The organism is Arthrobacter sp. Sr24 (genome assembly GCF_054511175.1).
Genome location: NZ_JBTNDB010000005.1, coordinates 76,148 through 99,794, shown reverse-complemented (window position 1 = coordinate 99,794; position 23,647 = coordinate 76,148). Strand labels below are relative to the sequence as shown.

The following is a 23,647-nucleotide window of genomic DNA, read 5'->3' as shown; positions in this document are numbered from 1 at the left end:
TGTGATGTTCAGACTTGGACTTATCGGCAGCGCTCTCCCCCGGCGCAGGCTTTGACGGCGTTGACTTTACTGGCGCGGACTTTGCCGGCACCGACTTGTTGGATCCAGCCTTGGTGGATCCAACCTTGGATGGCACCGGCTTGGTGGAACCAGCCTTCGCCGATCCGGACGTGGAAGTTCCAGCTTTCGCGGAACTTTTCGTGGCTGTACCGTCCTTGGCTGCTTCAGCCTTAGCTGATTCTGGTGGGCGCAACTTCGCACTCGCACGTGGACGAGGGACTCGCAGAAGACTCCTCGCCCTTTCTGTAACTCCAGACTGTTTAGAAGCTTCAGACGATTCAGAAGTTTGTGTGGGCACCGGTAGCATTGCCACCTTCTTGCTGGTACCCCGCACCGTTCCAGAAGCTGGCGGGCCGCTTGAAGCGCCGGAGGTATCCTGCAGTGCAGCGCCATTCGACGCTTCTTTATTCGGTGTAGTGCCATTTGGAGCCGCGTCATTCGTAGCTGCGCTGCTCGCTGCAGTTCCGTCCCCATCGGCGGGGATGCGGGTCCGGATGACTCGAGGCTTACGTGGTTCAGCCATTGCCGTCTTCGACGCCGGCCAATAGCGCCGCCACTAGAACCGGACCGTATTCGGTGACGTCCCCAGCGCCCACCGTCAAAATGATGTCCCCGGCAACTGCTGCACGGCACAAGGCCGCCACGGCCGCCACTGGCTCCGGGGCGTATCCGAAAGGCTTGGTCAAGGATTTTGTAATCAGCTCGCTGGTGACCCCGGGGACGGGATCTTCGCGGGATGCATAAATATCTAGGACGGCAACGGTGTCTGCCAGATCCAAGGCCCGAGCGAATTCGGTGGCGAATTCGGCGGTCCGGGAAAAGAGGTGGGGCTGGAACAGCACATGAACCTTGTGCTCACCGGCCACAGTGCGGGCGGCTAGCAGCGCGGCGCGTACTTCGGTGGGGTGATGGGCATAGTCGTCAAACACCGCGACCCCCCGCGCCTCACCCTTGGCCTCAAAGCGCCGGGCTGCGCCCGCGAAATTGCCAAGAGCAGCCAAAGCGCTGCTGACCTCAACGCCGAGTGCCAGCGCAACCGCCACAGCGGCAGCCGCGTTGCTGAGGTTGTGATTGCCCGGAACCTGCAGCCGGAGTTCGAACGGCCCAGATGCCGAGGCGCCAGAAGAAGCAGCACTCCCCCACTGATCGCCCTGGAGCACTACTGTAGCGGTGGTGAACAATCCGTCGTTGTGACCGGGGATTAGCCGCACATCAGCGTCTTCGGCAAATCCATAGCTGATGGTGTGTGTTCCCGACGCACTGGCCTGGGCAGCCAAGGCGGCCGATCCGGCGTCGTCAGCGCAGGCCACCAACGTGCCACCGTCCGGGAGGAGTTCCACGAACTGCCCAAAGGCCGCGTAGACGTTTTCGGCCGTTCCGTAGTGGTCCAGGTGGTCGGCTTCCAGGTTGGTGACCACGGCGATGTTCGGCCGGTAGTTGAGGAAGGAAGCGTCGGATTCGTCGGCTTCGGCCACGAAGACTCCTGCTGAGCCATGGGCTGCGTTGACGCCCAAGCCTTGGACGGTGCCGCCTACAGCGAATGAGGCATCCACTCCGGCACCGCGCAACATGACGGTGATCATGGAGGTCGTGGTGGTTTTGCCGTGAGTGCCGGCCACCGCCACCACAACGTCCTGCGCCATGGCAGCCGCCAGTGCCTGAGAGCGGTGCAAAATGCGCAGTCCGCCCGCGCGGGCCGCGAGCAGCTCGGGGTTGTCTTCGCGGATGGCCGTGGAGATCACCACGGTATTGGCAGCGGCGACGTTGGCACCGGCTTGGCCTACATGCACGGTGGCGCCCAGTGTGGCCAGCTCGGCCAACCCGGCAGAATCTTTGGCGTCAGACCCACTGACAGAGAGTCCCTGGCCCAACATAATCCGGGCGATCGCCGACATTCCGGCCCCGCCCATACCAATGAAATGGACCCGGCCCAGCTCGGCGAGTGTGGGTGGTGTGTACATGGTGGGTGTTCCCTTATCCGTCATTTCCGTCTACTTCCCGCTCGCTGCGAACACCATAGCGGCCATACTTTCGGCCGCGTCACGAATACCCAGTTCAGCAGCACGGGCACCCATGCGTTCTAATCGGGGCGTATCAAGGCACAGCGGTATCAGCTCCGTGCGGACCCACGCGGCATCGAGTTCCGCATCCGGGACCAGCAATGCGGCACCAGCGTCCACCAGCCCGGTTGCGTTGCGTGCCTGTTCCCCGTTTCCGATGGGCAGGGGCACAAACACCGCAGGAAGTCCGACGGCGGCCACCTCCGACACTGTTCCGGCGCCTGAGCGGCACAACAGCAAATCTGCCGCCGCGTACACGTCTTCCATGCGATCCACATATTCCACCTGGCGGTATCCCGGCGCGCCAAGAAGTTCCCCGTCTGCATCGAGAATAGATTTGCCTTTTCCGGTGATGTGCAAGGTCTGGATACCGGCGTCAGCAAGCGCCCGGACGGAACCGGCGATGGCTTGGTTCAGTCGCAATGCACCCAGCGATCCGCCGGTGACAATCAACGTAGGTTTGTGCTCTGCCAAATTGAGGCGTTTCCGGGCCGTAGCCTGAGCGGAGCTGCGCTCCAGAGTGGCAATTTCCTTGCGCATGGGCATGCCCACCAGATGCGCATGCCGGATGGCCGTTGCTGCGAAAGCAGTGCCCACATTTGTGGTGTAGCGCGCGCCTACTTTGTTGGCCAAACCTGCTTTGGTGTTGGCCTCATGGATCACAATGGGAACGCCCAATGATTTAGCTGCCAGGTACATGGGAGTACACACATAGCCACCCACACCCACCAGCACATCCGCGTTGGCATCACGAAGGATCTTTTTGGCGTCGCCAATAGCCCGCACCATGCGCACTGGCAGCTTCACCAGGTCCACGGAAGGTTTGCGCGGCAGCGGAATGCGTTTGACAAATGCCAGCTCAAAACCGGCCGCCGGTACCAGCGTTGCTTCAAGACCCGAGGTAGTGCCTACGGCCAAAATAGTGCTCTCGGGAGAGGACTCGCGAATGGCCGCAGCTATGGCCAGCAACGGACTGACATGCCCTGCTGAACCTCCCCCGGCCAGAACCACTGACAAGGGGGTTGGGTGGATCTGTGTCATGAGGTCTTCAAGCTACTTTCTGGCTCTGTTCGGGAAAATGACAGGACAACTCCCAAGGCGGCAAGCACCATGATCAGAGCTGTTCCACCATAGGAGATCAGTGGCAATGGCACACCAATCACGGGGAGGAGTCCCACCACCACGGCGATATTGACCACGGCTTGGCCGATGATCCATGTCATGATCATGCCGCACACAACGCGGGTGAAGGGATCGTTGCGGGAGTTGATGACCCGGAAGATCGAGTAGGCAAGGATCACGTACAGCCCGACAATGACCAGGGTGCCCAAGAGGCCAAACTCTTCGCCGATGATGGCGAAGATGAAGTCGTTATGGGCTTCAGGAATCCAATTCCATTTTTGCCGGCTCTGTCCAAGGCCAACACCAAACCAGCCTCCGGAGGCGAGAGCGTAAGCACCGTTGATGTACTGATCGCAGGCACCTTCCACGCTGCAGTCACCGAGCCAGGCGGCGAAGCGGCCGGTTCTGTTTGTGTCGGAGATGTTCGCGATCACAGCAATGATTCCGGCCGCCGCAACAGCTATTGCTAGGAAGCGTTTGGGTACCCCGCCAATCCAGAGACCCATTAGGACCATCAGGCCGATGATGATTGCGGTTCCTAAGTCATGACCGAGCATGACCAGTCCCAGGATCAGGCCAGCGCCAATTCCCATGGGGATCAGGATGTGCATGAGGCGGCGAATGAGCGCGCCCTTGGCGGCAATCACCGCACCCATCCAGATGGCCAGGGCCAGCTTGGCAGCTTCCGATGGCTGGAACTGAATGCCGCCAATCCCCAACCAGTTCATATTTCCGCCGGCACTAACACCCAGCGGCGTAAAGACTAGTGCAAGCAGGACTATGGCGATACCCAGCAAAATGGGAGCAAATTTCTTCCATACAGCCGGTGGCACGCAGGAGAGCACAAACATCAAAACGAGCCCGAGAAGAGCAAAACCGGACTCTCTCAGGAACAGATCGTAGGGGTCTTCGCCTTTGGAGATGGTTTCCGCCGTGGATGCCGAAAGTACGGTTAAGCGCCCGATGAGGGTCAGCGCTAGGGCAGTGCCGACGATCCAGTAATACCCCGCAGCAGGGCGGCCGACCCGGGCGTTGAAGGCGTCCCGGAATCGTTGGAATCGCTTGACCTTGCCACCGGCTGCTGGAGCCGGCATCGACGCCGCACTGACTTTAGCTTTAGTCTCATTATTGACAGCCGTTTTCTTGGCGGTCGTGGCGGGCACGCCTTTGGCGGAGGCCCTTGGCTGTGCGGGCGTTTTGGCCACTATGACTCCTTATTGGCGCTTGCCCGTAATTCCAGCAGTTCCCGTACCGAGTCAATGAAGGCATTGCCACGATGGGCGTATGAGGTGAATTGGTCCATGGAGGCCGACGCCGGTGCCATCAGCACCGTGTCCCCGTCCGTGGCTAGCGATGCGGCTACTGCCACAGCCTCAGCCATGACGGCGTCGCCTCGCAGCTCGGAACCGCTGGAACGTCGCCCACCGCTGGCACGTGTGGCAATAACCTGCACGTCCGGAGCTAGGCGTTCTAGGGAGCTTGCAAGATCTGAGCTATCGGCACCAATCAGCACCACAGCTTTGAGCCGTGCTGCGTGACTGCGAACCAGATCGTCATAGTCGACGCCCTTGGACAGGCCGCCAGCAATCCAGATGACCGGCTTGAACGCTGCCAGTGATGCTGCTGCAGCATGCGGGTTGGTGGCCTTTGAATCGTTGACCCACAGAACGCCATCAGCGTTGGCCACGGCTTGGATGCGGTGTTCACCGTTGTGGTAGTTCACCAGACCCTTGCGTACGTCATCGGGGCTCAGCCCGCAGGCCCGTACAAGTGCTGCGGCCGCGGCAGCATTAGCCACTAGATGCCGGGGCACCAGATCTCCAATGTCGCTGATCTTCGCTAGCTCGACGGCCGAATCTTTGCGTTCTGCAATGAAAGCCCTGTCAACGAGCAGGCCCTCCACGATACCGACCATGCTGATGGCCGGCATACCCGTGGTGAAAGCTACCGCTCGGCAACCTTCTTGGACATCGGCTTCTTGGACCATACGTTCGGTCTCAATTTGTTCGGCGTTGTAGATGCACGCGATTTCTGTGTTGGCGTAGATTTTGGCTTTGTCGGCGGCATAGGCTTCATAGCTGCCGTGCCAGTCAACATGGTCTTCGGCCAGGTTTAGGCAGACACTGGCTGCTGGCGCTAGGGATTCGCTCCAGTGGAGTTGGAACGAGGAGAGTTCCACCGCCAGAAAATCCCAGCCTTCAGGATCACGGACGGCATCAAGAATGGGGGTGCCAATGTTTCCCGCGGCAATGGCGCGCAGGCCTGCTGCTTGCAACATGGATTCCACCATGGTGGTGGTGGTGGTTTTGCCATTGGTACCGGTGATGGTGATCCAGCGGGCCGTCTTCCTACCCTCGCGCTGGCGCACACGCCACGCCAGTTCAACATCTCCCCAGATGGGGATGTCCGCCTCTGCCGCAGCAGCCAGTAGAGGGTGCGATGGTTTATAGCCTGGGCTGGTGACCACAAGCTCGGCGGACTCGCCGTTGACCAGCGGCAACACGGTAGAGCTCTCTTCACCCAGGATCACCTGGGTGACCCCCACGATCTTGAGGGTATCGGCGTTAGCCCGGGCCTCGTCGTCGTCCGAGGAAGCGACAACCACCACTGCAGCCCCTAGCTCAGCCAAGGTGTCAGCCACCGAGAAACCGGTCTTGCTGATGCCGGTAACCACCACGCGCAAGCCAGCCCAGTCGGCGTCCCAACTGGTCAGGGAATCAAGTCGGTTTTGCAATGCACTCACAGTCGAACAATCCATTCAGCGTAAAAAGCTCCCAGACCCACGGCCACCATGAGTCCTGCCAAAATCCAGAACCGCACAACGACGGTGACTTCCTTCCAGCCCTTGAGCTCGAAGTGATGTTGCAGAGGGGCCATGAGGAAGACTCGCTTGCCCTTGGATAGCTTGAAGAAGCCAACCTGAATCACGACAGAAGCAGTGATGATCACGAACAGTCCGCCGATGATGGGCAGCAGCAGTTCGGTGCGGGAGAGGATGGCGAAGCCGGCAATGGCGCCGCCGATCGCGAGGGATCCGGTGTCACCCATGAAGATTTTCGCCGGTGAGGTGTTCCACCACAGGAAGCCAATCAGGGCAGCAAACATGATGACCGAGATCAGAGAAAGATCCAACGGGTCACGGACTTCATAACAGACGGTCTCGGCCGGCACCCTGTGCGATCCGCAGCCCTGGCTGCTCTGCCAGAGGCCTATGAGCGTGTAGGCGCCGAAGACCAAAATGGCGGCTCCGGTGGCCAGCCCATCCAGGCCGTCGGTCAAGTTCACGCCGTTGGTGGCTGCGGTGATGATCAAGTTAGACCAGATCACAAACAGCACCACGCCCAAGCCTGCACCGGCGAACGCCAGGTTCAGGGTGGGGATATCGCGGGCAAAGGATATAAACGTGCTGGCCGGGGTACGGCCGGAACTGTCCGGGAAACCCAACGCCATGATGGCGAAGGAAATACCCACCACGGCCTGGCCCAGAAGCTTGCCCTTGGGGTTCAGGCCAGTGTTGTGTTGCTTGGTAATTTTGAGGAAGTCATCGAGGAACCCGACCAGTCCCATACCCACCATCAAATAGATCATGAGCAGTCCGGAGGCTGTGGGTCCGGTGGAATTATTGTTGACCAACCACACGATCAGGTGGGTGATGAAGTAGGAGGCAACCACTGAGCCGATCACTACGGTACCGCCCATGGTGGGGGTGCCGCGCTTGATCTGGTGAGTGGTGGGCCCGTCTTCCCGAATGATCTGGCCATAACCCTGCTTTACCAAGAATCGGATAAAGATGGGTGTGCCGATCATGGCAAAGGCCAAAGCCAAGCCGGCTCCAATGAGCAATGCAATCATGGCTGGGCAGTCCTTTCACCTGTTGTGTTATCACTTGCTTGTGTGGGGCTAATCCCCGTGGGTAATGCTATCTGATCACCCAAGAAACGGAGCCCAGCGCCATTAGAAGACTTGAATAGAACAATGTCGCCGGGCGCTAATTCAGCTTCCAAAACAGCGGCAGCGGCAGCAGCATCGGCGAAGAACATGGACTCATCTCCCCAGGAACCTTCCATCACAGCACCGACATGCATGGCCCGGGCACCCTGGCCCACTACCAGCAAGCGAGAGATGTTGAGCCGAACCGCGACACGGCCTACGGCGTCGTGTTCTAGGACCGATTCCTCGCCGAGTTCGAGCATCTCACCCAGCACGGCCCACGTGCGCCGGGCACCGCTGCCGCCCAACTCTGCCAAGGTACGCAACGCTGCCCGCATGGATTCCGGGTTGGCGTTGTATGCATCGTTGATAACGGTGACGCCGTCGCTACGATCAGTGCGTTCCATCCGGTAGCGGCTGGCTGCTCGCTGCTCATTGAGCGAGGTGACAATCTGCTCCGGCGTGGCGCCTGCGGCGAACGCGGCGGATGCTGCTGCGAGCAGGTTCGTCACGTGATGCAGGCCTAGTAGCTTGCTACTCACGTGTAACGGGGCGCTGTGTCCGGGGAAAATAAGATCAAATTCGGGCTGACCGTCAGCATTCGTGCGCACGTTCCGGGCTAGCACCATAGTGTCGGCGCTAGCGCCGTCGCTATCAGCACTGTCAGTACCGTCGCCTGGCGTTAGCTCGGCAGCGTCGGCGCTGCTGAAGAATCGTACGGGGGCGCCGGAGCGCGCAGCCATGGCACGCACCCGGCCATCGTCAAAGTTGAGGATGGCGCAGCCACCGGGTGTCAGCGCTTCAACGAGCTCGCCCTTAGCGACAGCGATGTTGTCGATGGAACCGAACTCGCCGGCGTGGGCGCTGCCAACACACAGCACAACACCTATATCGGGGCGCACCATCTGCCCCAGGTACTTGATCTGGCCCATCTTCGTGGCGCCCATTTCAATGATCAAATAGCGGGTTTGCTCATCGGCCCGGAAAACGGTCAGTGGCACACCCACTTCACCGTTGTAGGAACCCACGGGAGCCACAGTGGGACCTAGCGGTGACAAAATGCCAGCCAACAGGTCCTTGGTGGTGGTCTTGCCGGCGGAACCGGTGATGCCAATGACGGTCAGAGGCGAATGAGCGCGAATCTGGCGCACCACTTCGGCAGCGATCGCTCCCATGGCGAGGACAGCGTCGGGGACGATGATAGCCGGGAAGGGATTTCCGGCGTCGTCCGCTACCTCCCGCTCAGCCAGAGCCAACACGGCACCTGTGGCGAAGGCTGCGGCAATAAAATCATGGCCATCGGCTGCTTCACCGGCCTTGGCAACGTACATGCTGCCGGCCACAGCCTCCCGGGAATCGGTGACAATGGCGGCGACGTTCAGGCACAGATTCGGGTCAGTGCCCGGCGTCAGGGTGCCCTGGGTGAGCTCGGCGAGGTGGGCTACTGTAATTTCAATCATCAGTTGGGGACTCTATCTTGCTTGCTCCGGTAAGGGGGAATCCGTGCGCCACTAGCGCCGCACGCAATTCAACCCGATCGTCGAGGGAAATATTGACACCCTTGACTTCTTGGTAAACCTCATGGCCGCGTCCAGCCACCAATATAACGTCGTTCGGGCCGGCCAATTCCACGGCTCGGGCAATGGCCGCAGCGCGCGGCTCAATCTCCTCGATGATGCGCTCAAGCCCGCCGTCGCGCTGGGCTTCATATGCCCCAGCCAGCACGCCGGCGCGGATCGCGGCCGGGTCCTCGTCGTGGGGATCGTCATCGGTAATGATGACCACATCGGCCCCTTGAGCAACCACGGCACCCATGATGGGGCGCTTGGTGACATCACGCTCTCCTGTGGCACCAAACACGGCAATCACGCGCGCGCCCGCCGTGTCCGGCCGGACAGCGTCCAGGGCTCGGGCCAACGCATCAGGATTGTGGGCGAAATCCACCACAGCAACCGGAGCCGTGCCGATCAGCTGCATGCGGCCCGGCACCTCCACCGTGAAGGGGTCATGAGAGTCCAGCACCCCTTGCAGACGCGCCAGCACCGCGTGGTAGTCGACGCCGGAACCTGCGTCCGCAGCCTTCGTTAGCAAGTGCGTGGTCACCATGAGCAACGCCAGCGCCGCGTTGGAAACGTTGAAGGCGCCGGGCAAGCCCGTGTGAACCTTGAGGACAGCGTTATCGGGGCCATGGAGCGTGAACCGAGAACCCACACCATCGCGGCGAACCTCACGCACCTGCCAGTCTGCTGCTGCGTGTCGCTCTGCACTTGGGCCGGCAGCGTCTGCATCCGTTGCCAAGGTGACCGTGGGGACAGTAGCGGTCTCCGCCATGCGCTGTCCCCAGTGGTCATCAACGGTCACGACAGCCTGGCGGGCATGACCGGGAGTAAACAGGGCAGCCTTGGTCTCAAAGTAACCCTCCATGCCGCCGTGCAAGTCCAGGTGATCCTGGGTGAGGTTCGTGAACCCGGCAACATCAAAGATCACCGCGTCCACGCGGCCAAAGGCCAGCGCGTGAGAAGAGACCTCCATGGACGCGGCGGTGAGACCCTTTTCTGCCATAAGCGCTAGGAGGGCGTGAACATCCGTGGACTCGGGCGTGGTCAGCTTACTGGGAATAGCTTCCTCGCCTGCCAGGATTTCAATGGTGCCAATCAGCCCGGTGCCGTGCCCCAGTGCACGTAGCAACGAGTTTAAAAAATAGGTGGTGGTGGTCTTGCCATTGGTGCCGGTCAAGCCGAAGAGCTCCAGGCTGTGTGCGTTAGCCGGGGCGCCGGCGGTATTAGGGGCAGCATCGGTGCCGTAGACACGTGCAGCCAGCTTTCCGGCCACGGCGCGCGCGTCTGCCAAGGATAGAACAGGCACCGCTGGCGATTCCCCTACAAGTTGAGTGCCGGCGTCGTCCGTCATGATGGCGAGAGCACCGGCAGCAATGGCCGCACCGGCAAAGGAAGCTCCGTGGCTGCGTGCACCGGGCAACGCCAAGTACAGATCTCCCGGGTGGATGGCTCGTGAGTCCAGGCTGATGCCGGTGATCCTCAGGTTTGCATGGCGGGACAGAGCACCGGACCATGTCTCCGGATTGAGGCCAGCCAAGGTAGCCAGCTCTGCCAAGGTGGCGCCGCTGTGCTGGCTGGGCCGCAAGCTGCTGGCGGGGGTGTTCACGGGCACTTGTACGGAATCCTTTTCTGCTCCACGATCGGTGGTGGCATGTTCTTTCTCCGCCATTATTTGTAGAACTTGGGGAGTTTGACGGGTGGTGTGGTTGAAGGTGGAACGTCGTTGCTGCGAAGCACCTGTCCCATCACTTGATTAAACGTATACCCCTGAGTGACTCCATAGACGTTGCCCTGCGGCCGTTGGACCGTTATACCCACCACATAGCGGGGATCATCCATGGGAGCCATGCCGACAAAGGATGTGGTGTAGCCGTCAAAGCCGACACCATTGTCCGCCGGAGCCTCGGCCGTACCGGTCTTGCCGCCGGTGCGGTATCCGGGAATGTCCACCACTTTATAGTCGGTCATGGTAACGACGCCTTCGAGCATGTCCCGGGAGTCTTTGGCGGTTTCCGGACTGATGACTTTCACGCCAGGGGCCTGCGGTAGGGTCTCCACGGTTCCGTCGGCGGCCGTGAAGGATTCAATCAAGGCTGGCTTGAGCCGGACGCCGTTGTTGGCTATGGTTTGGAAAACCATGGTGGTCTGTAGCGGGGTTTGTGCCACACCCTGACCAAATAGCACGGTGTAGCGTTGGCGGCCGTCCCAAGTCTTCCAGTCAGCCAGGATGCCGGGGCTCTCACCCGGGAGCGGAATGCCGGTCTTCGCGCCTACACCGAACTTGCGCATGTAATCGTAGCGCTGCTGCAAACTCAGCCGGGATCCGGCCATGACGGTTCCCGTGTTCATAGAATCGGTGATGATGCCAGAGAGAGTGCGCTTTTCTGTTCCGTGATCAAAAGAATCGGAGAACGTCTGTCCGTCCACTGTCAACGTTGGTGGGACAAGGAACTCGCTCATAGGCGTGGCCAAGCCTTCTTCCACGAGTGCCGCCGCGGTCATGATCTTGCTCGTCGAGCCTGGTTCTACGACTGAACTGACAGTACGGGAACCAATGTTGGCCTTATCGGAGGCGGCCACATCGTTGGGATCGTAAGAATCACTGTCAGCGATGGCAACCACTTTGCCGGTCTTGGCCTCAATGACTGTGATGCTGGCCCACTGGGCGCTGTACTGTTCCTTCTGCTGCTGAGCAGCCTGCTGGGCATAAAATTGGATGTCTTGGTCAATGGTCAGCGTGACAGTTTGCCCATCGACCGCTGGCACGGTCCGCACAGGGGCTGTGGGAATGATGATGCCGTTCTTCCCAGCCTGATAGGTACGGGTACCGTCGATTCCTGTCAGTTTGGCATCCATGGTTTGTTCAATGCCCGCCAACGCCTTACCGTCGCTGTCCAAGAACCCAACGATCGGCCCACCGACCACACCCATAGGGTAGACGCGCTTGGTGATTGCTTCAGAATAAATGCCCGGAATGCGCAGTTCAGCGATTTCCTTCTCAACGAGGGGGCTGACATCCATGGCGACGTAGTTGTGGACCCGATCGCCAGTCACGCTCTTTTTGACATCGTCGAAAGGTAGCTCCAACACTTTTGCCAATTGGGCAATGCCTTCATCGGAGGTGTAGGTCACCACTTTCCACTTACCAGTGGCCGGATCCATCACGGTTTCCCCGGTCTTAGGGTCCAAGACCAGACGGTCGAACTCCGGGTATTCGGCAAAATTAACTTGAGAGACGGTGATGTTGTACCGAATGATACTCTCGGCTAGAACTTTTCCTTTGGAGTCCACAATCTTCCCGCGCACCGCCGGCAAAGTCTGCTCAACCTTGCGCTGGTTCTCAGCAGCCTCGGCCATATTGTCAACATCCAAGCCCTGCACCAGGACGAGTCTGCCGCCGATGATCAACAGAATTGCCATCATGAGAACGAATCCCCAGCGCAGACGCACGCGCCCGATCTTGTTCAGTTGCTGTGCAGTCGCACCACGTACGCCCGGACTTGAGTTGTCTGCCACTGCTTAAATCCCTTGCATTCCTTGCTTCGCAAAATGCTGAAGCACTCAGTCCATCATAGAAAAATTAGCTGTCCTTTTGTGCCGGGGCGGGGATCGTGCCGCCATTAAGATCCGGGGCAACCACCGCGGGCGGCACAACTGCCGCCTCCTTGGCCGCCGTATCTTTAGCAGCGCTAACTTCACCTGCCGGGCTCAACGGAACTTCTGATGCGGGCGCCGCGGGCTGGGCCCGAGGCTTATCAATGACCGCGGCCGGTATGCTCACCAGACCCTTTGTGTCAACGGTGGCCGGCAGCGGTGAACCACTGACCGTCTTGGTGCGCACATCGATCTGTCCTGTAGTTCCTGCCGGAACCATGCCTAAGGCTGCGGCTCGTGCGGCCAATTCCTGCGGCGCCTGATTCGCGCCGATTTCCTGCTCCATAGTCTGGTTGGCCTTAATCAGCTCTGACTGCTGATTCTTCAAGCCCACGAGCTCGTACTGGCCCTTGGAGACGGAAATGCTCATGATCAAAACCACGGCCATGGCGGTCACGAAGATCAGCGCCAAAGTGATGGCCAAGGGTGAGCGGCCACGTCGCGGCGCTGAGACCACCAGCGACAGCGGAGCCCGTGATTTTTTGACCTTGGGTTCCGGAGGCGGCGCGGCCACAGGTTCACTCAGCACACGGGCGGCACTGCCCAGTGTGACAGGGATGGTCCGTGATGCACTCGGGCTCATACGACACTCCTGATTCTGATCTTTTCCACGGCCCGCAAGCGTGCTGATGCCGCCCGCGGATTCTCTGCAATTTCCTGCTCGCTTGGTATTTCTGTGCCCTTGGTAAGACGCTTCAAGGTGGCTTTGTGCTCTTCGAGTTCCACCGGGAATCCGGCGGGGGCCGAGGACCGTGACCCAGCAGCAAAGACTGCCTTGACGATCTTGTCTTCCAGCGAGTGGTAGGACATGACCACGGCCCGTCCATGGAGCGCAAGCGCGTCGACAGCTGCAGGAATGGCAGTTTCCAAAACGCTAAGCTCCTCGTTGACTTCAATGCGCAACGCCTGGAAGGTGCGTTTGGCGGGATGTCCTCCGGTCTTGGCCGCACCGGAGGGAACCACGTTGCGGATAATATCCACTAGTTCCCCGGTGCGTGTCAGAGGTGCCTTGTCTCGAGCAGCAACGATGTGATTGGCAATGCGGCCAGCGAATTTCTCTTCGCCCCATTTGCGGATGATGCGGACCAGCTCTTCCTCTGAATAGCTGTTGAGCACATCAGCGGCGGTCTGACCGCGGCTCGTATCCATGCGCATGTCCAAGGGGGCATCAAAGGAGTAGGCGAAGCCACGATCCCTCTCGTCCAGTTGCAAGGATGATACTCCAAGGTCCATCAAGATCCCGTCAATGCGCGGGACTCCCAAATCTTCGAGCACCTCGCTGATTTGGTCATAGACGGCGTGGACCAGATCGGTCCGTTCCTGGAAGGGCGCTAGACGCTCCCCTGCCAGGCCCAGCGCTTCGGTATCGCGATCGATACCAATCAGATGTAAATCTGGGTAACGCTGCAACATGGCCTCACTGTGTCCACCCATGCCCAAGGTGGCATCAATGACTACAGGGGTGCGTCCTGCTGCCCGGGCAACGTCGAAGGCCGGGGCTAGGAGTTTGATGCAGCGGTCTTTGAGAACGGGAGTGTGGCGTTCGGACGTAGGTGGCGTGGGGGTTTCCGACGTCATCACGACTCCGTTTCTTTTTCGGTCAAAACCGGGTGGGGAACGAGGTTCCCCATGGCATTGCTAACTGGCGATTCATACATGTCATTGCTGGTACTGCTGTGGTTTAGCCAACACCGGTGCGTCATTGCGCGGTGCCGGGCAAAGACCCAGACGGTCTTAAACCAGATCCCCCTCCGCGCCAAGCCCCGTCCCGCCTGGCTCCGGGGAAGGTGAGCCAGGTTTGACGGTCTTGCTGGGCGGCTGGAGATCTCATTCAAGACCACCAATGTTTCGGTAATGCTGGTGTTAGCTGATGCCGGGTATTGCCAACTCGTCCGTAGCCGAGAACGCTGTTTCCTTGGCCGCTAGGTAATCGTTCCAAGACTGCGCATCCCAGATCTCCGCACGGCTGCCGGCACCAATAACAACGAGTTCCTTTTCCAACCCTGCGTAGGAACGCAGGGTAGCTGGAATAGTGACTCGCCCTTGCTTATCAGGAACCTCATCTGAGGCACCTGATAGGAAGATTCGAATGTAGTCACGAGCCGCCATATTGGATAGTGGCGCATCCTGCATCTGGGTCAGAACTTTCTCAAACTCACGAGCACTAAACACGTAGATGCAGTTTTCCTGCCCTTTGGTCAGGACCAGTCCGCTGGATAATTCCTCTCGGAATTTAGCGGGAAGGATGATCCGTCCCTTCTCATCAAGGCGCGGTGAGTGAGTTCCGAGAAACAAACCGCCACCACCTTCATTGTTGAGGGCTGATGCCTAAATTAGCCCCATTTCCCTCTTCCGTGCTCCACATTACTCCACAATCCTCCACCGTCAACTTCATTTTCCCACAGGCCCTGTCCGTGTCGCCGATGAACTCCTTACAGTTGCAGGGATCTGCGCACCTCCCTGGGAGTGGAGGGAAAAGACGACAGTCCTGTCTACAGTCCTGTCTAGGTGGCTAGCACGAGCGCCATAGCCCAGTATTTAGCCGATTTTTTGGGGGAAGCTGAGGGCTTTGGGGGCCTGCGGGGGCCTCTGGGGAGGAAAAGGGAGTGCCCTAGGGAAGGAAGTGGGGGCACAGCTTGAACCGGCGAATGTGGTGAAGACGAGTGGACCACTGTGACGCCAAACCTCAGTACAGAAGAACAGCTTGAGGGGACGCAAAAAGACGGCGTCCGCAACTCAGGACAATGATCTAATCATCATCCTGAGCAATGAACGCCGTCTCTGACGTGTTGCTTTACATCCTTCTAGAGGACGCGGAGGTTATCCGATTCCAACGTGGCGTAGCTTCACTGCTCGCGGCGTCTCTCGTCCCACTTCTCTTCGAGATTATTCATGAAGCCGCTCTTCTGTTTGGCGGCTGACTGAGCCCCGGGCTTGCCCGGGGACTCTCCGGCAGCCCCAAATTTGGCTTTGGAGAGGGAGACGTAAACGCCTGCTCCCATGATGAGGAACCCGAGGATACCCACCACAATCAAATGCGTAGCGACCCCGCCCAATAGAACTAACAGGCCGACAATCATCACCAGAACTCCGATGACAATGTTTCGCGTTGACAGTGAGCGCGTGGGCGAACTCGACAAGGCGTGTGCAAATTTGGGATCTTCAGCATGCAGCTGCTGCTCTAGTTGATCCAGCAGTCTCTGCTCGTGCTCAGAGAGGGGCATGACGACCTCCTTCAGGTCAGGGCCGTGGCGTCTGTCTCGTTAACGTCTTAAACGCCTTATTGGTTCCCGCTGATTCAGTGTCGCGTCGGTGACCGCTGCGTCCCTGGCACGGCTGGAGTGCCAACAAAGTTGAAGTCGTCAATAAGTCAACTCCTACTAGTACTAACAATAGGCGTGATTTTGCTGAACTGAAACCCAGTGTGACGTTGCCGTGACTCAGTTGTCAGTAGGCAACGCACCGCTACCGCACGCTACGCCGAGTCTCGGGGCTTGAGGAGTCTGGCAGGGCCTATTTTGGCGTTGCCAAAGCGTGCCGCAATGGCATCCCCCACGGCCTCGGCATTGCGCGAATTGCCGTCTCGAGGATCAAGTTCCAATTGCAAAGGCACGTCATCGAGCGCTTCCAGCTTTTCCATCCGCACCCCGATCAGCCTCACGGCCTGCCCCCTAGGGCCCAGCCCTTGCAGCAGCGCCACAGCGGCAGCATAGATAGCGGCCGAGCTGTCCGTGGCTGCCCCGAGAGTACGGGAACGGCTGACGGCGGAAAAATCAGAATATTTCAGTTTCAGCGCCACGGTCCGTCCGCTCAGTCCAGACTGCCGCAGCCTGGCCGCCACCCGATGCGAGAGCCGCAACAGCTCACGGGTAAGAATGACGTCGTCGTGCGTGTCATGGGTAAAAGTCTCCTCGGACCCAATACTTTTCTCCTGGTGCTCCGGAGTGACCGGCCTCGGGTCAATCCCCCAGGCGAGAGCGTGCAGATTGGTCCCGCTACTGCCCAACGCCCGCTGCATCGCGGAGATCGGCGTCGCTGCAACATCGGCCACGGTGAAGATACCAAGCCGGGCCAAGGTCTCACGAGTTTTGGCACCCACTCCCCAAAGCGCCTCCACGGGCAAAGTATGTAGATACTCCACCGTGCGGGACTTTTCAATCAACAGCATCCCATTGGGCTTGCACCGGGTCGAGGCCACCTTCGCCACAAATTTGCTGGCCGCAATGCCGACGGATGCAGTGATACCTAGCTCCGCGGAAATGCGAGCCCGAATCAGTGCGCCGATCTCCAACGGGGTACCGAGCCGGCGCAAGGACCCGCTGACGTCCAGGAACGCCTCATCAACACTGAGCTGTTCCACCGTGTCCGTAATGGAGTGGAAGATATCCATGATCTGCCCTGACACTTGCTGATAGAGCTGGTGTTGCGGAGCAATCACGACGGCGTTCGGACACATCCGCAGGGCCGTCACCATGGGCATGGCCGAACGGACGCCGCGGGCGCGCGCTTCGTAGGAGGCCGACAGCACCACTGACCTCCCCTCAGGGTGGCCCACAATGACCATCTTTCCCCTGAGCTCGGGCCGGGTACGCAGTTCCACCAAAACAAAGAAGGCATCCATATCCACATGCATGATGGTGCAGCCGTCCTGGACGGGGACAGGCGGATCCGCTGGCTGCTCGGGTTGATTCACACCTCTAGTCTATTGATCTGCCATTGCGCTGCCACCCGCCGGCAGTGAGCTGCGCAACAGGGACGGGGCCGCCGTCGCCCAACATGGGTAAACTTATCAAAATGTCACTGCACCGGCACCGGCAGCTAAGGAAAACAGTCATGAATCCCACACCGCTTCGCGCACTGCCCTCCCTCCGTAGGCCGCTTCTATCAGCCGCAGCAGTTGCTGCCGCCTTATTGCTGGGTGCTTGCTCCAGCACGGCTGGCCAAGATGCTGCGCCCACGTCAGCGTCCTCTTCAGTGTCCGCCCCTTCAGCATCCGCTTCATCCGCAACACCATCTGGATCCCCATCTGGGTCCCCGGCGCCTTCAGCCGATACGGCTGTCAAAGAACTAGTGGCCGGCTTCCCCAGCAAAGTTCTGCCCTTGCCCAAGGGCGCAGCGATTCAGACCTCCAGTCTTGAAAAGGGCGCCACTGAATCGGTAGCCCAAGTAACAGCAACCACAACCCAGACGCCGAAGCAGATCTTGGCGTTCTACACCACGACACTGACAGCTCAGGGCTTCAAGGCCCAGCCGGGCGATGCCGTGGACGGCGTCCCGCTGAAAACATTCGTTCGGGCAGAGGGTAAGGAAATTGCTACCGTCTCGGTAGTGGTCACTTCCGGCACATCCACCTTCACCGCTGGCGCAACATTGCTACCAGCATCACTGAAGTAAATACTCGCTCCCCCTCCACCAGCGCCTCCCAGCAGGGTCCCCCGGCACCCATCGCCGACCACGGCTGGCACCTCCCACGGCTGGCACCTCCCACAGCAAGGAATCTTGAAAGCATGAACCAAAAGCCTGCCCTGCCCCACGTCTCCTCCTCAGGCGAGAGTGAGGCCTTCATTGGGGCTGTGGCAGCGCAGCTCAACAGTTTTTTGGCCGAGAAGCACCAGCTTTTGGGCCAAATTTCCCCCGCTACGTTGGTCCTTGTTGATTCCATCAAGACCTTAGTTACCGGCGGCAAGCGCATGCGCGCTCTGCTGTGTTATTGGGGTTGGCGCGGAGCAGGTGGGGCACCCGATGCTGAGGCGATCATTCAGGCAGGTGCAGCGCTGGAACTGTTCCAGGCCGCAGCCTTAATCCATGACGACATCATTGACCGTTCAGATACTCGCCGCGGCGGTCCCAGCGTGCATAAACGATTCAGCACCTTGCACACAGACAACAGGTGGTCCCTGGACGAGGAACGGTTTGGTCATGCCGCAGCAATCCTTACAGGTGATCTGTGCTTGTCACTGAGTGAAGAAATGTTCTCCCGCATCAGCACCGCAGCCACCAACCGCGCACGGGAGGTCTTCAACTTGATGCGTACCGAAGTGATGGCCGGACAGTACCTGGACATTCTCGAAGAAGTTGCGGGTCCGTGCGAACCTCATGAAACGGCCGTGGCCAGGGCTTCAGCGATCATTCGTTTTAAGAGTGCCAAGTATTCCTCTGAGCACCCCTTGGTCATGGGCGGCGCCTTGGCCGGAGCCGAGGAGGAACGACTGACGAGCTACAGTGCTTTCGCATTGCCTTTGGGCGAAGCTTTCCAGCTGCGCGACGATGTCCTTGGCGTATTTGGTGATCCGGCCAAGACGGGAAAGCCTGCGGGCGACGATTTGCGTGAAGGTAAGAGGACCGTTTTGGTTGGCCATACCATTGAAGCCGCCGCGGCAGCGGACCGTGACTTTGTGGACAAGAATTTGGGCCGCCAAGATCTCAGCGAAGCCGAGGTAGCCCGGATGTGCGCCATCATGATGGATTCTGGGGCCTTAGCCAAGACTGAGGCTATGATTGCCGAGCTAAGCGCGGAGGCCTTCGCAGCTTTGGCGACACTGCCTATCGAAGCTTCGGTACGCGAAGCACTGCGGGCCTTGGGCCAGAGTGCCGTTTCCAGAACGTCCTAAATTTTCTAAGCCAGCGGACGCCTAAGCCAGCAGAGGCTGTGGCGCTAAGGTTGCGGTGTCGAATTGACGATGCGGTGTCGAGGGATCTAGTTCACTACCGTTGTCCGGTTCGGGCAAGGGTTGTGCTGTTGCCTTGCTTCTGCAGTCCACCAGCACAAGGGACCGTTACCAGCCGAGGGCTGCGGCGCGCCGGCGGATTTCTGTTTTCCGACCTGCGTGCAAGGCATCAATGGGACGCCCGGGCAGAGATTCGTCTGCCGTGAACAGCCAGGTGATGGCTTCTTCGTCTTCGAAACCGGCATCTTGGAGCACCGAGATGGTGCCTCGCAGGCTTTCCAAGATGTGGTCCTCAACGATGAACGCTGCAGGAACCGCGCGGATATTGCGCTCACCCACACGTGCGGCCAGCAAGGATCCGTCCTTAACGAGGGCATGGACTTTGGTTACCGAAACATTAAGTTTCTCGGCAACATCGGGCAGGGGCAGCCATTCGCTGACTACTGATTCAAGATTACTCACACACAAAGGTTCCCACATTTTGGCTTCCAGCGTATGAAGATTGTGCTGGAGTGTACATGTGAACTGCCTTTGTACCGCCCTTTGGTGTAAATTCTCATTAGTCACACTAGTAGCATCAACACCACTAGTACCGTCAGCAACGGAAACCCGAGGTCCCCATCCATGACTCCACCACGCCCGTCTGCCACGTCCGGCAAACAGTTTGCAGCAGTTGCAACAGCAGCCATCCCCGTTGTTATGCTCTCTTCTCTAGCTATGGCGGTTCCCGCGACCGCCGCTCCAATCCAAACCGGGGCCCAGCCGCACGGCAATCACGGAGCTCTGAATTCAGCAGATGTTTTGGCGGCAATTCAGGCTCGTGCAGCTCAGGTCCAGAGCAAGTCCTCGAGCATTCCCGCCGCGGTGGTGGCCAGCTCCGTGCCAACGGCGGTGACCTCGAAGCTCCAGACGGCTGGGGCCCAGAGCGCCAAGGCGCTGGCTGCACAGAATCAAGCTGCAGTTCGCTATACGGTACGTTCCGGTGACACCGTTTCTGCGATCGCAGCCAAACACGGTGTTAGCACAGCGTCAATGCTGACTCTGAATAAGCTCTCAGCAGCCTCCATCATTTACCCCGGACAAGTCCTGGCGGTCTCCGGATCGAAGGCCCCGGCGGCAAGCTCCAGCACGGCCGCCAAGGCAGCTACGAGCACGTCCAGCGCTCCCAGTAGCTACACCGTGAAGTCCGGCGACACCCTCAGCGCCATTGCCGCCAAGCATAAGATCAGCCTCAGCTCGATCTTCTCCCTCAACGGGCTCAATGGCAGCTCCATCATTTACCCCGGCCAGAAGATCAAGGTGGGCGGAACAGCCGCAGTAGCTGCGCCGTCGAACACTGCCGCCACGCCACCGGCAGCAGCCTCGCCAACTAGCTCCAGCAGCTATACCGTGAAGTCCGGCGACACGCTCAGTGCCATTGCTGCCAAGCACAAGGTCAGCCTCAGCTCGATCTTCTCCCTCAACGGGCTCAACGGCAGCTCCATCATCCACCCCGGCCAGAAGATCAAGGTCGGCGGAACAGCCGCAGCCGCTGCGCCGTCGAGCCCTGTCTCTAAGCCCGCGGCTCCGGCAGGCAAGTCCGGGAGCTACACCATCAAGTCCGGTGACACGCTCAGTGGCATCGCTGCAAAGCACGGGGTCAGCGTCTCGGCTCTCGTCGCAGCCAATGGCATCAGTGTCAATGCCGTCATCTATCCGGGCAAGGTCCTCTCCATCCCCGGGTTGAAGGCCAATTCCAGTTCCATCACCCCTATTGCTCCTGCCCCGGCTCCCGGCTTGACGCCGGAGCAGGAAGTGCCCAGTAACTTCCTGCACTACACCTACCCTGATGCAGTGGTAGCCGATGCCAATAAGAACAAGGCCGCGCTGCTCGCCGCGCCCTCCCCCTCCCGGGCGCAAATGAGGGAGATTATCTCCAGCACTGCTTCCAAGATGGGCGTTGACCCAGCCTTGGCTTTGGCCTTTGCCCAGCAGGAATCCAGCTTCGATCATCAGTCGGTCTCCCCCGCAAATGCCATAGGCACCATGCAGGTCATTCCCGATGCAGGCGATTGGGCCTCGGGACTGGTAGGACGCAAGCTGAATTTGTTGGACCCCCATGACAACGTGACAGCCGGTGTAGCCATCATTAGGGCGCTGCTGCGCGGTGCCCCCAATGAAGATCTGGCCATTGCTGGCTACTATCAGGGGCAGTACTCGGTCAGCGTGCACGGCATGTTCTCTGACACGGTGAATTATGTTGCTGGCATCAAGGCTAAGCGGGCCACGTTCAGCTAGAACCAAAGGTAGAGCGAGAGAGCGGCGCAGCCACAGAGTACGCTCTCAACGAAAAGGGGCCCCAGCACAGTGTTGCTGGCGGCCCCTTTCATATTGTGCTTCTAAACTACAAGTGTGCACGATGGATCTACCGACCCCCGCGTCGGGACAACAGTTGATGGACGCTACCTGGTGTTATCCCAGGTGGCGCACGGCGGCATGTCCACCGTGTACTTGGCCAAAGACCTGCGGTTGCACCGCAATATTGCCTTGAAGATCCTGCACCCGCATCTGGGCGCCGATGCCGCTTTCATCACCCGATTGAGCAGAGAAGCCCAGAGCGCCGCCAGCCTCTCGCACCCTCACGTGGTACAGATCCACGATCACGGGGTGGGCCCGGGCGACGCCTATCTGGTGTTTGAATTTATAGACGGCTACACGCTCCGGGATGTGATCGACAAGCAAGGTCCGCTGAGTCCCCGGCAGGCGTTGGACTTGATGGATCCCATTGTGGAAGGTCTCGCCGCAGCGCATAGCGCCGGGTTAGTTCACCGCGACGTTAAGCCTGAGAATGTCCTCATCTCACATCAGGGCTGGGTCAAGATTGGTGATTTTGGGCTGTCTCGGGCAGTGACGACTTCCACTAACACAGGCACCGTCTTTGGCACGGTGGGCTACATTGCCCCTGAGCTGGCTCGCGGTGAGGGTGGCGATGCCCGGAGCGATATCTACTCCGCCGGTGTGATGCTCTACGAGCTGCTGACCGGCCACCAGCCCTTCCGCGCCGAGGTTCCAGTGGCTGTGGTCATGGCCCACCTCCAGGACCCTATGCCGGCACCGTCCGCCGAGATTCCCGGCCTGCCCCCTGTCATGGACGAGCTGGTGCGCTACATGAGCGAAAAGGATCCGGATCACCGTCCTGCCAATGGCGCCGAGCTGTTGGAGGATCTGCGCCACATTCGCAAGGATCTAACGCCCGCTCAGCTCGATTTCCAGCCCCCTTCCGAACAGCACCAACAGCTCCAGCCTCACGACGCCAACCTCACCGAAGCCTTGGGCCAGGCGGACACCACAGCGCTTGCCGCCCCACGATTTCCCACGACTGTGTTGCCCCGTTCCCCTCGGCTCTACGCTGAAGATCCGCATCTTGATCAGTACGCTCTGGCTGCTGCCAACGCGTACGACGCCGGACAGTCCTCTACCGCCGCTCTCAGCGGCGCGGCCCTATCTTCCGCATCGGAGGACAGTTCCGCTGCCCCAGCGTCCGAGCAGTCAAATCTTTCCCCTGGCGTGGGCTTGTCCAAACGGCAGGCTGCCGCAGCTGCTAAGACAGCGGCCAAGGGTAGAGCCAAGGCCGCCGCCACGCCGCAGAGGACTCTCGGCTCACAGCATCCCCGGCGGCGTGCCACGCTCTGGGTCCTACTGGTGGTGCTTCTGGGCGTCATTGCTGCCAGTGCCGGTTGGTTCCTAGCGTTGGGTCCCGGGGCACTGGCCACAGTCCCTGAGGTGGGGAACAAGAGCGTTGAACAAGCTCTCAGCCTGTTGCGCACCGAAGGTTTTGAACTAACTTCCACCGCGGACGTCCATGATGAGAAGGTAGCTGCCGGATTTGTCGTGGCCACCGACCCCACAGCCGGCAGCTCATTGCGCAAATTCAACAATGTCACTGTCCAAGTCTCCGTGGGACCGGTGCTCTACGCGGTACCCACGGTCATTGGGGTGACCCAAGACAGCGCCACAAAGACGCTCACTGACGCCCAACTTACCGTGGGAACGGTCACGGACGCGTTCGATGAAAAGGTGGCGGCCGGGATCGTACTCCAACAGGATCCAGCACCTGGGAAGGAGTTCAGGGCCAACACCAAGGTAAATCTGGTGGTGTCCAAGGGTCCCAAACCCATCCCGGTACCGGCCGTGACGGGCAAATCCCAGGCCGACGCCGAGGCAGCCCTCACTGCGGTGGGGCTCGTGGCCGTCATCGCCCCTGAGCAGGTCAACAGCGCCACCATCCCGGCCGGCTCCGTGATCACCGCTGCACCGGGCTCAGGCACACTGACGGCCGGCGGCGAGGTCACGCTGACCATTTCCAAGGGCCCGAAGATGATCGAGGTCCCCAACATGGTGGGCAAACAAGTAGGCGTGGCAACAAGCGAGCTCGAGGCGCTTGGTTTCGAGGTCAGCGTGGAGAACTTCCTCGGCGGTTTCTTCGGTACCGTCCGCATTCAGACGCCCGAGGGTGGTCTGGCCCCTGAGGGCTCCACGATCGTTTTGAAGGTCGTCTAAGCCCCGGCTACCCCGTGACGGCAGCACAGGTCCAGACACGCGACAGGCTCAACGA

19 protein-coding genes are annotated in these 23,647 nt (G+C 59.8%); 5 read left to right on the top strand and 14 right to left on the bottom strand.

Annotated elements, in window-relative coordinates:
• The first annotated feature begins 14 nt into the window (after window positions 1-14).
• Entirely contained in the window at window positions 15-608 is a 594-nt protein-coding gene (locus tag ACX80D_RS05430) for a hypothetical protein (protein ID WP_459321620.1), read from the top strand.
• Here the strand turns inward: ACX80D_RS05430 and murC are convergent.
• The 13 genes from murC to dinB all read right to left on the bottom strand — a co-directional run bounded on the left by murC (window position 576) and on the right by dinB (window position 17,018).
• Window positions 576-2,045 carry a UDP-N-acetylmuramate--L-alanine ligase gene (gene murC / locus ACX80D_RS05425; protein ID WP_459321619.1) on the bottom strand — a complete coding sequence of 490 codons (1,470 nt, stop codon included), beginning with the start codon at window positions 2,043-2,045 and terminating at the stop codon, window positions 576-578. The two genes, ACX80D_RS05430 and murC, sit on opposite strands and share 33 nt — an antisense overlap.
• Window positions 2,046-2,051: 6 nt before the next feature.
• The gene (murG, locus tag ACX80D_RS05420; RefSeq protein WP_459321618.1) at window positions 2,052-3,161 is read right to left on the bottom strand and encodes an undecaprenyldiphospho-muramoylpentapeptide beta-N-acetylglucosaminyltransferase; all 1,110 of its coding nucleotides are present in this window, start codon (window positions 3,159-3,161) and stop codon (window positions 2,052-2,054) included.
• On the bottom strand, window positions 3,158-4,447 hold the full coding sequence (gene ftsW, locus ACX80D_RS05415; protein ID WP_459321617.1) for a putative lipid II flippase FtsW: 1,290 nt from the start codon (window positions 4,445-4,447) through the stop codon (window positions 3,158-3,160). The genes murG and ftsW overlap by 4 nt, the downstream gene beginning before the upstream one ends.
• Window positions 4,447-6,000, bottom strand: a complete 1,554-nt coding sequence (gene murD, locus ACX80D_RS05410; RefSeq protein ID WP_459321616.1) for a UDP-N-acetylmuramoyl-L-alanine--D-glutamate ligase — start codon at window positions 5,998-6,000, stop codon at window positions 4,447-4,449. The genes ftsW and murD overlap by 1 nt, the downstream gene beginning before the upstream one ends.
• Window positions 5,982-7,094, bottom strand: coding sequence for a phospho-N-acetylmuramoyl-pentapeptide-transferase (gene mraY, locus ACX80D_RS05405; protein ID WP_459321615.1), 1,113 nt, complete (start codon window positions 7,092-7,094; stop codon window positions 5,982-5,984). Before mraY ends, murD begins: the two co-directional genes overlap by 19 nt.
• Window positions 7,091-8,632 (bottom strand): UDP-N-acetylmuramoyl-tripeptide--D-alanyl-D-alanine ligase, encoded by a 1,542-nt coding sequence (locus tag ACX80D_RS05400; RefSeq protein ID WP_459321614.1) that lies wholly within the window; start codon window positions 8,630-8,632, stop codon window positions 7,091-7,093. Before ACX80D_RS05400 ends, mraY begins: the two co-directional genes overlap by 4 nt.
• Window positions 8,625-10,400, bottom strand: coding sequence for a Mur ligase family protein (locus ACX80D_RS05395; protein ID WP_459321613.1), 1,776 nt, complete (start codon window positions 10,398-10,400; stop codon window positions 8,625-8,627). Before ACX80D_RS05395 ends, ACX80D_RS05400 begins: the two co-directional genes overlap by 8 nt.
• Window positions 10,400-12,247 (bottom strand): peptidoglycan D,D-transpeptidase FtsI family protein, encoded by a 1,848-nt coding sequence (locus ACX80D_RS05390; protein WP_459321612.1) that lies wholly within the window; start codon window positions 12,245-12,247, stop codon window positions 10,400-10,402. Before ACX80D_RS05390 ends, ACX80D_RS05395 begins: the two co-directional genes overlap by 1 nt.
• A 64-nt stretch (window positions 12,248-12,311) precedes the next feature.
• Window positions 12,312-12,968 (bottom strand): hypothetical protein, encoded by a 657-nt coding sequence (locus ACX80D_RS05385; RefSeq protein ID WP_459321611.1) that lies wholly within the window; start codon window positions 12,966-12,968, stop codon window positions 12,312-12,314.
• Window positions 12,965-13,963 carry a 16S rRNA (cytosine(1402)-N(4))-methyltransferase RsmH gene (gene rsmH / locus ACX80D_RS05380; protein WP_459321610.1) on the bottom strand — a complete coding sequence of 333 codons (999 nt, stop codon included), beginning with the start codon at window positions 13,961-13,963 and terminating at the stop codon, window positions 12,965-12,967. The genes ACX80D_RS05385 and rsmH overlap by 4 nt, the downstream gene beginning before the upstream one ends.
• A gap of 285 nt (window positions 13,964-14,248) precedes the next feature.
• Complete coding sequence (gene mraZ, locus ACX80D_RS05375; RefSeq protein ID WP_459321609.1) at window positions 14,249-14,680, bottom strand: division/cell wall cluster transcriptional repressor MraZ; 432 nt, start codon at window positions 14,678-14,680, stop codon at window positions 14,249-14,251.
• Window positions 14,681-15,231: 551 nt separating this feature from the next.
• Window positions 15,232-15,609 (bottom strand): DUF3040 domain-containing protein, encoded by a 378-nt coding sequence (locus ACX80D_RS05370; protein WP_459321608.1) that lies wholly within the window; start codon window positions 15,607-15,609, stop codon window positions 15,232-15,234.
• A 251-nt stretch (window positions 15,610-15,860) separates the two neighbouring features.
• Window positions 15,861-17,018 carry a DNA polymerase IV gene (gene dinB / locus ACX80D_RS05365; protein WP_459321694.1) on the bottom strand — a complete coding sequence of 386 codons (1,158 nt, stop codon included), beginning with the start codon at window positions 17,016-17,018 and terminating at the stop codon, window positions 15,861-15,863.
• A gap of 200 nt (window positions 17,019-17,218) precedes the next feature.
• On the opposite strand from dinB, the gene ACX80D_RS05360 reads away from it, so the two are divergent.
• Both ACX80D_RS05360 and ACX80D_RS05355 read left to right on the top strand, forming a co-directional pair.
• Window positions 17,219-17,779: a hypothetical protein gene (locus ACX80D_RS05360; RefSeq protein ID WP_459321607.1), complete on the top strand. Its 561-nt coding sequence runs from the start codon at window positions 17,219-17,221 to the stop codon at window positions 17,777-17,779.
• A gap of 113 nt (window positions 17,780-17,892) precedes the next feature.
• On the top strand, window positions 17,893-18,996 hold the full coding sequence (locus ACX80D_RS05355; protein WP_459321606.1) for a polyprenyl synthetase family protein: 1,104 nt from the start codon (window positions 17,893-17,895) through the stop codon (window positions 18,994-18,996).
• Window positions 18,997-19,161: 165 nt separating this feature from the next.
• Here ACX80D_RS05355 and ACX80D_RS05350 read toward each other — a convergent pair whose 3' ends face one another.
• A complete protein-coding gene (locus tag ACX80D_RS05350) occupies window positions 19,162-19,515 on the bottom strand; it encodes an Rv2175c family DNA-binding protein (protein WP_363844416.1) in 354 nt (117 codons plus the stop codon).
• 162 nt (window positions 19,516-19,677) lie between these two features.
• Here ACX80D_RS05350 and ACX80D_RS05345 point away from each other — a divergent pair, with 162 nt between their 5' ends.
• Both ACX80D_RS05345 and pknB read left to right on the top strand, forming a co-directional pair.
• Entirely contained in the window at window positions 19,678-21,330 is a 1,653-nt protein-coding gene (locus ACX80D_RS05345; RefSeq protein ID WP_459321605.1) for a LysM peptidoglycan-binding domain-containing protein, read from the top strand.
• A 114-nt stretch (window positions 21,331-21,444) separates the two neighbouring features.
• Complete coding sequence (pknB, locus tag ACX80D_RS05340) at window positions 21,445-23,592, top strand: Stk1 family PASTA domain-containing Ser/Thr kinase (RefSeq protein ID WP_459321604.1); 2,148 nt, start codon at window positions 21,445-21,447, stop codon at window positions 23,590-23,592.
• The last annotated feature ends 55 nt before the right edge of the window (window positions 23,593-23,647 follow it).

What these genes read in the sequence shown, in the direction of transcription:
- murC (WP_459321619.1), bottom strand. Translation starts at nt 2,045, where the DNA reads ATGACGGATAAGGGAACACCCACCATGTACACACCACCCACACTCGCC.
- murG (WP_459321618.1), bottom strand. Translation starts at nt 3,161, where the DNA reads ATGACACAGATCCACCCAACCCCCTTGTCAGTGGTTCTGGCCGGGGGA.
- murD (WP_459321616.1), bottom strand. Translation starts at nt 6,000, where the DNA reads ATGGATTGTTCGACTGTGAGTGCATTGCAAAACCGACTTGATTCCCTG.
- mraY (WP_459321615.1), bottom strand. Translation starts at nt 7,094, where the DNA reads ATGATTGCATTGCTCATTGGAGCCGGCTTGGCTTTGGCCTTTGCCATG.
- ACX80D_RS05400 (WP_459321614.1), bottom strand. Translation starts at nt 8,632, where the DNA reads ATGATTGAAATTACAGTAGCCCACCTCGCCGAGCTCACCCAGGGCACC.
- ACX80D_RS05395 (WP_459321613.1), bottom strand. Translation starts at nt 10,400, where the DNA reads ATGGCGGAGAAAGAACATGCCACCACCGATCGTGGAGCAGAAAAGGAT.
- ACX80D_RS05385 (WP_459321611.1), bottom strand. Translation starts at nt 12,968, where the DNA reads ATGAGCCCGAGTGCATCACGGACCATCCCTGTCACACTGGGCAGTGCC.
- rsmH (WP_459321610.1), bottom strand. Translation starts at nt 13,963, where the DNA reads ATGACGTCGGAAACCCCCACGCCACCTACGTCCGAACGCCACACTCCC.
- ACX80D_RS05370 (WP_459321608.1), bottom strand. Translation starts at nt 15,609, where the DNA reads ATGCCCCTCTCTGAGCACGAGCAGAGACTGCTGGATCAACTAGAGCAG.
- dinB (WP_459321694.1), bottom strand. Translation starts at nt 17,018, where the DNA reads ATGCATGTGGATATGGATGCCTTCTTTGTTTTGGTGGAACTGCGTACC.
- ACX80D_RS05360 (WP_459321607.1), top strand. Translation starts at nt 17,219, where the DNA reads ATGAATCCCACACCGCTTCGCGCACTGCCCTCCCTCCGTAGGCCGCTT.
- ACX80D_RS05355 (WP_459321606.1), top strand. Translation starts at nt 17,893, where the DNA reads ATGAACCAAAAGCCTGCCCTGCCCCACGTCTCCTCCTCAGGCGAGAGT.
- ACX80D_RS05345 (WP_459321605.1), top strand. Translation starts at nt 19,678, where the DNA reads ATGACTCCACCACGCCCGTCTGCCACGTCCGGCAAACAGTTTGCAGCA.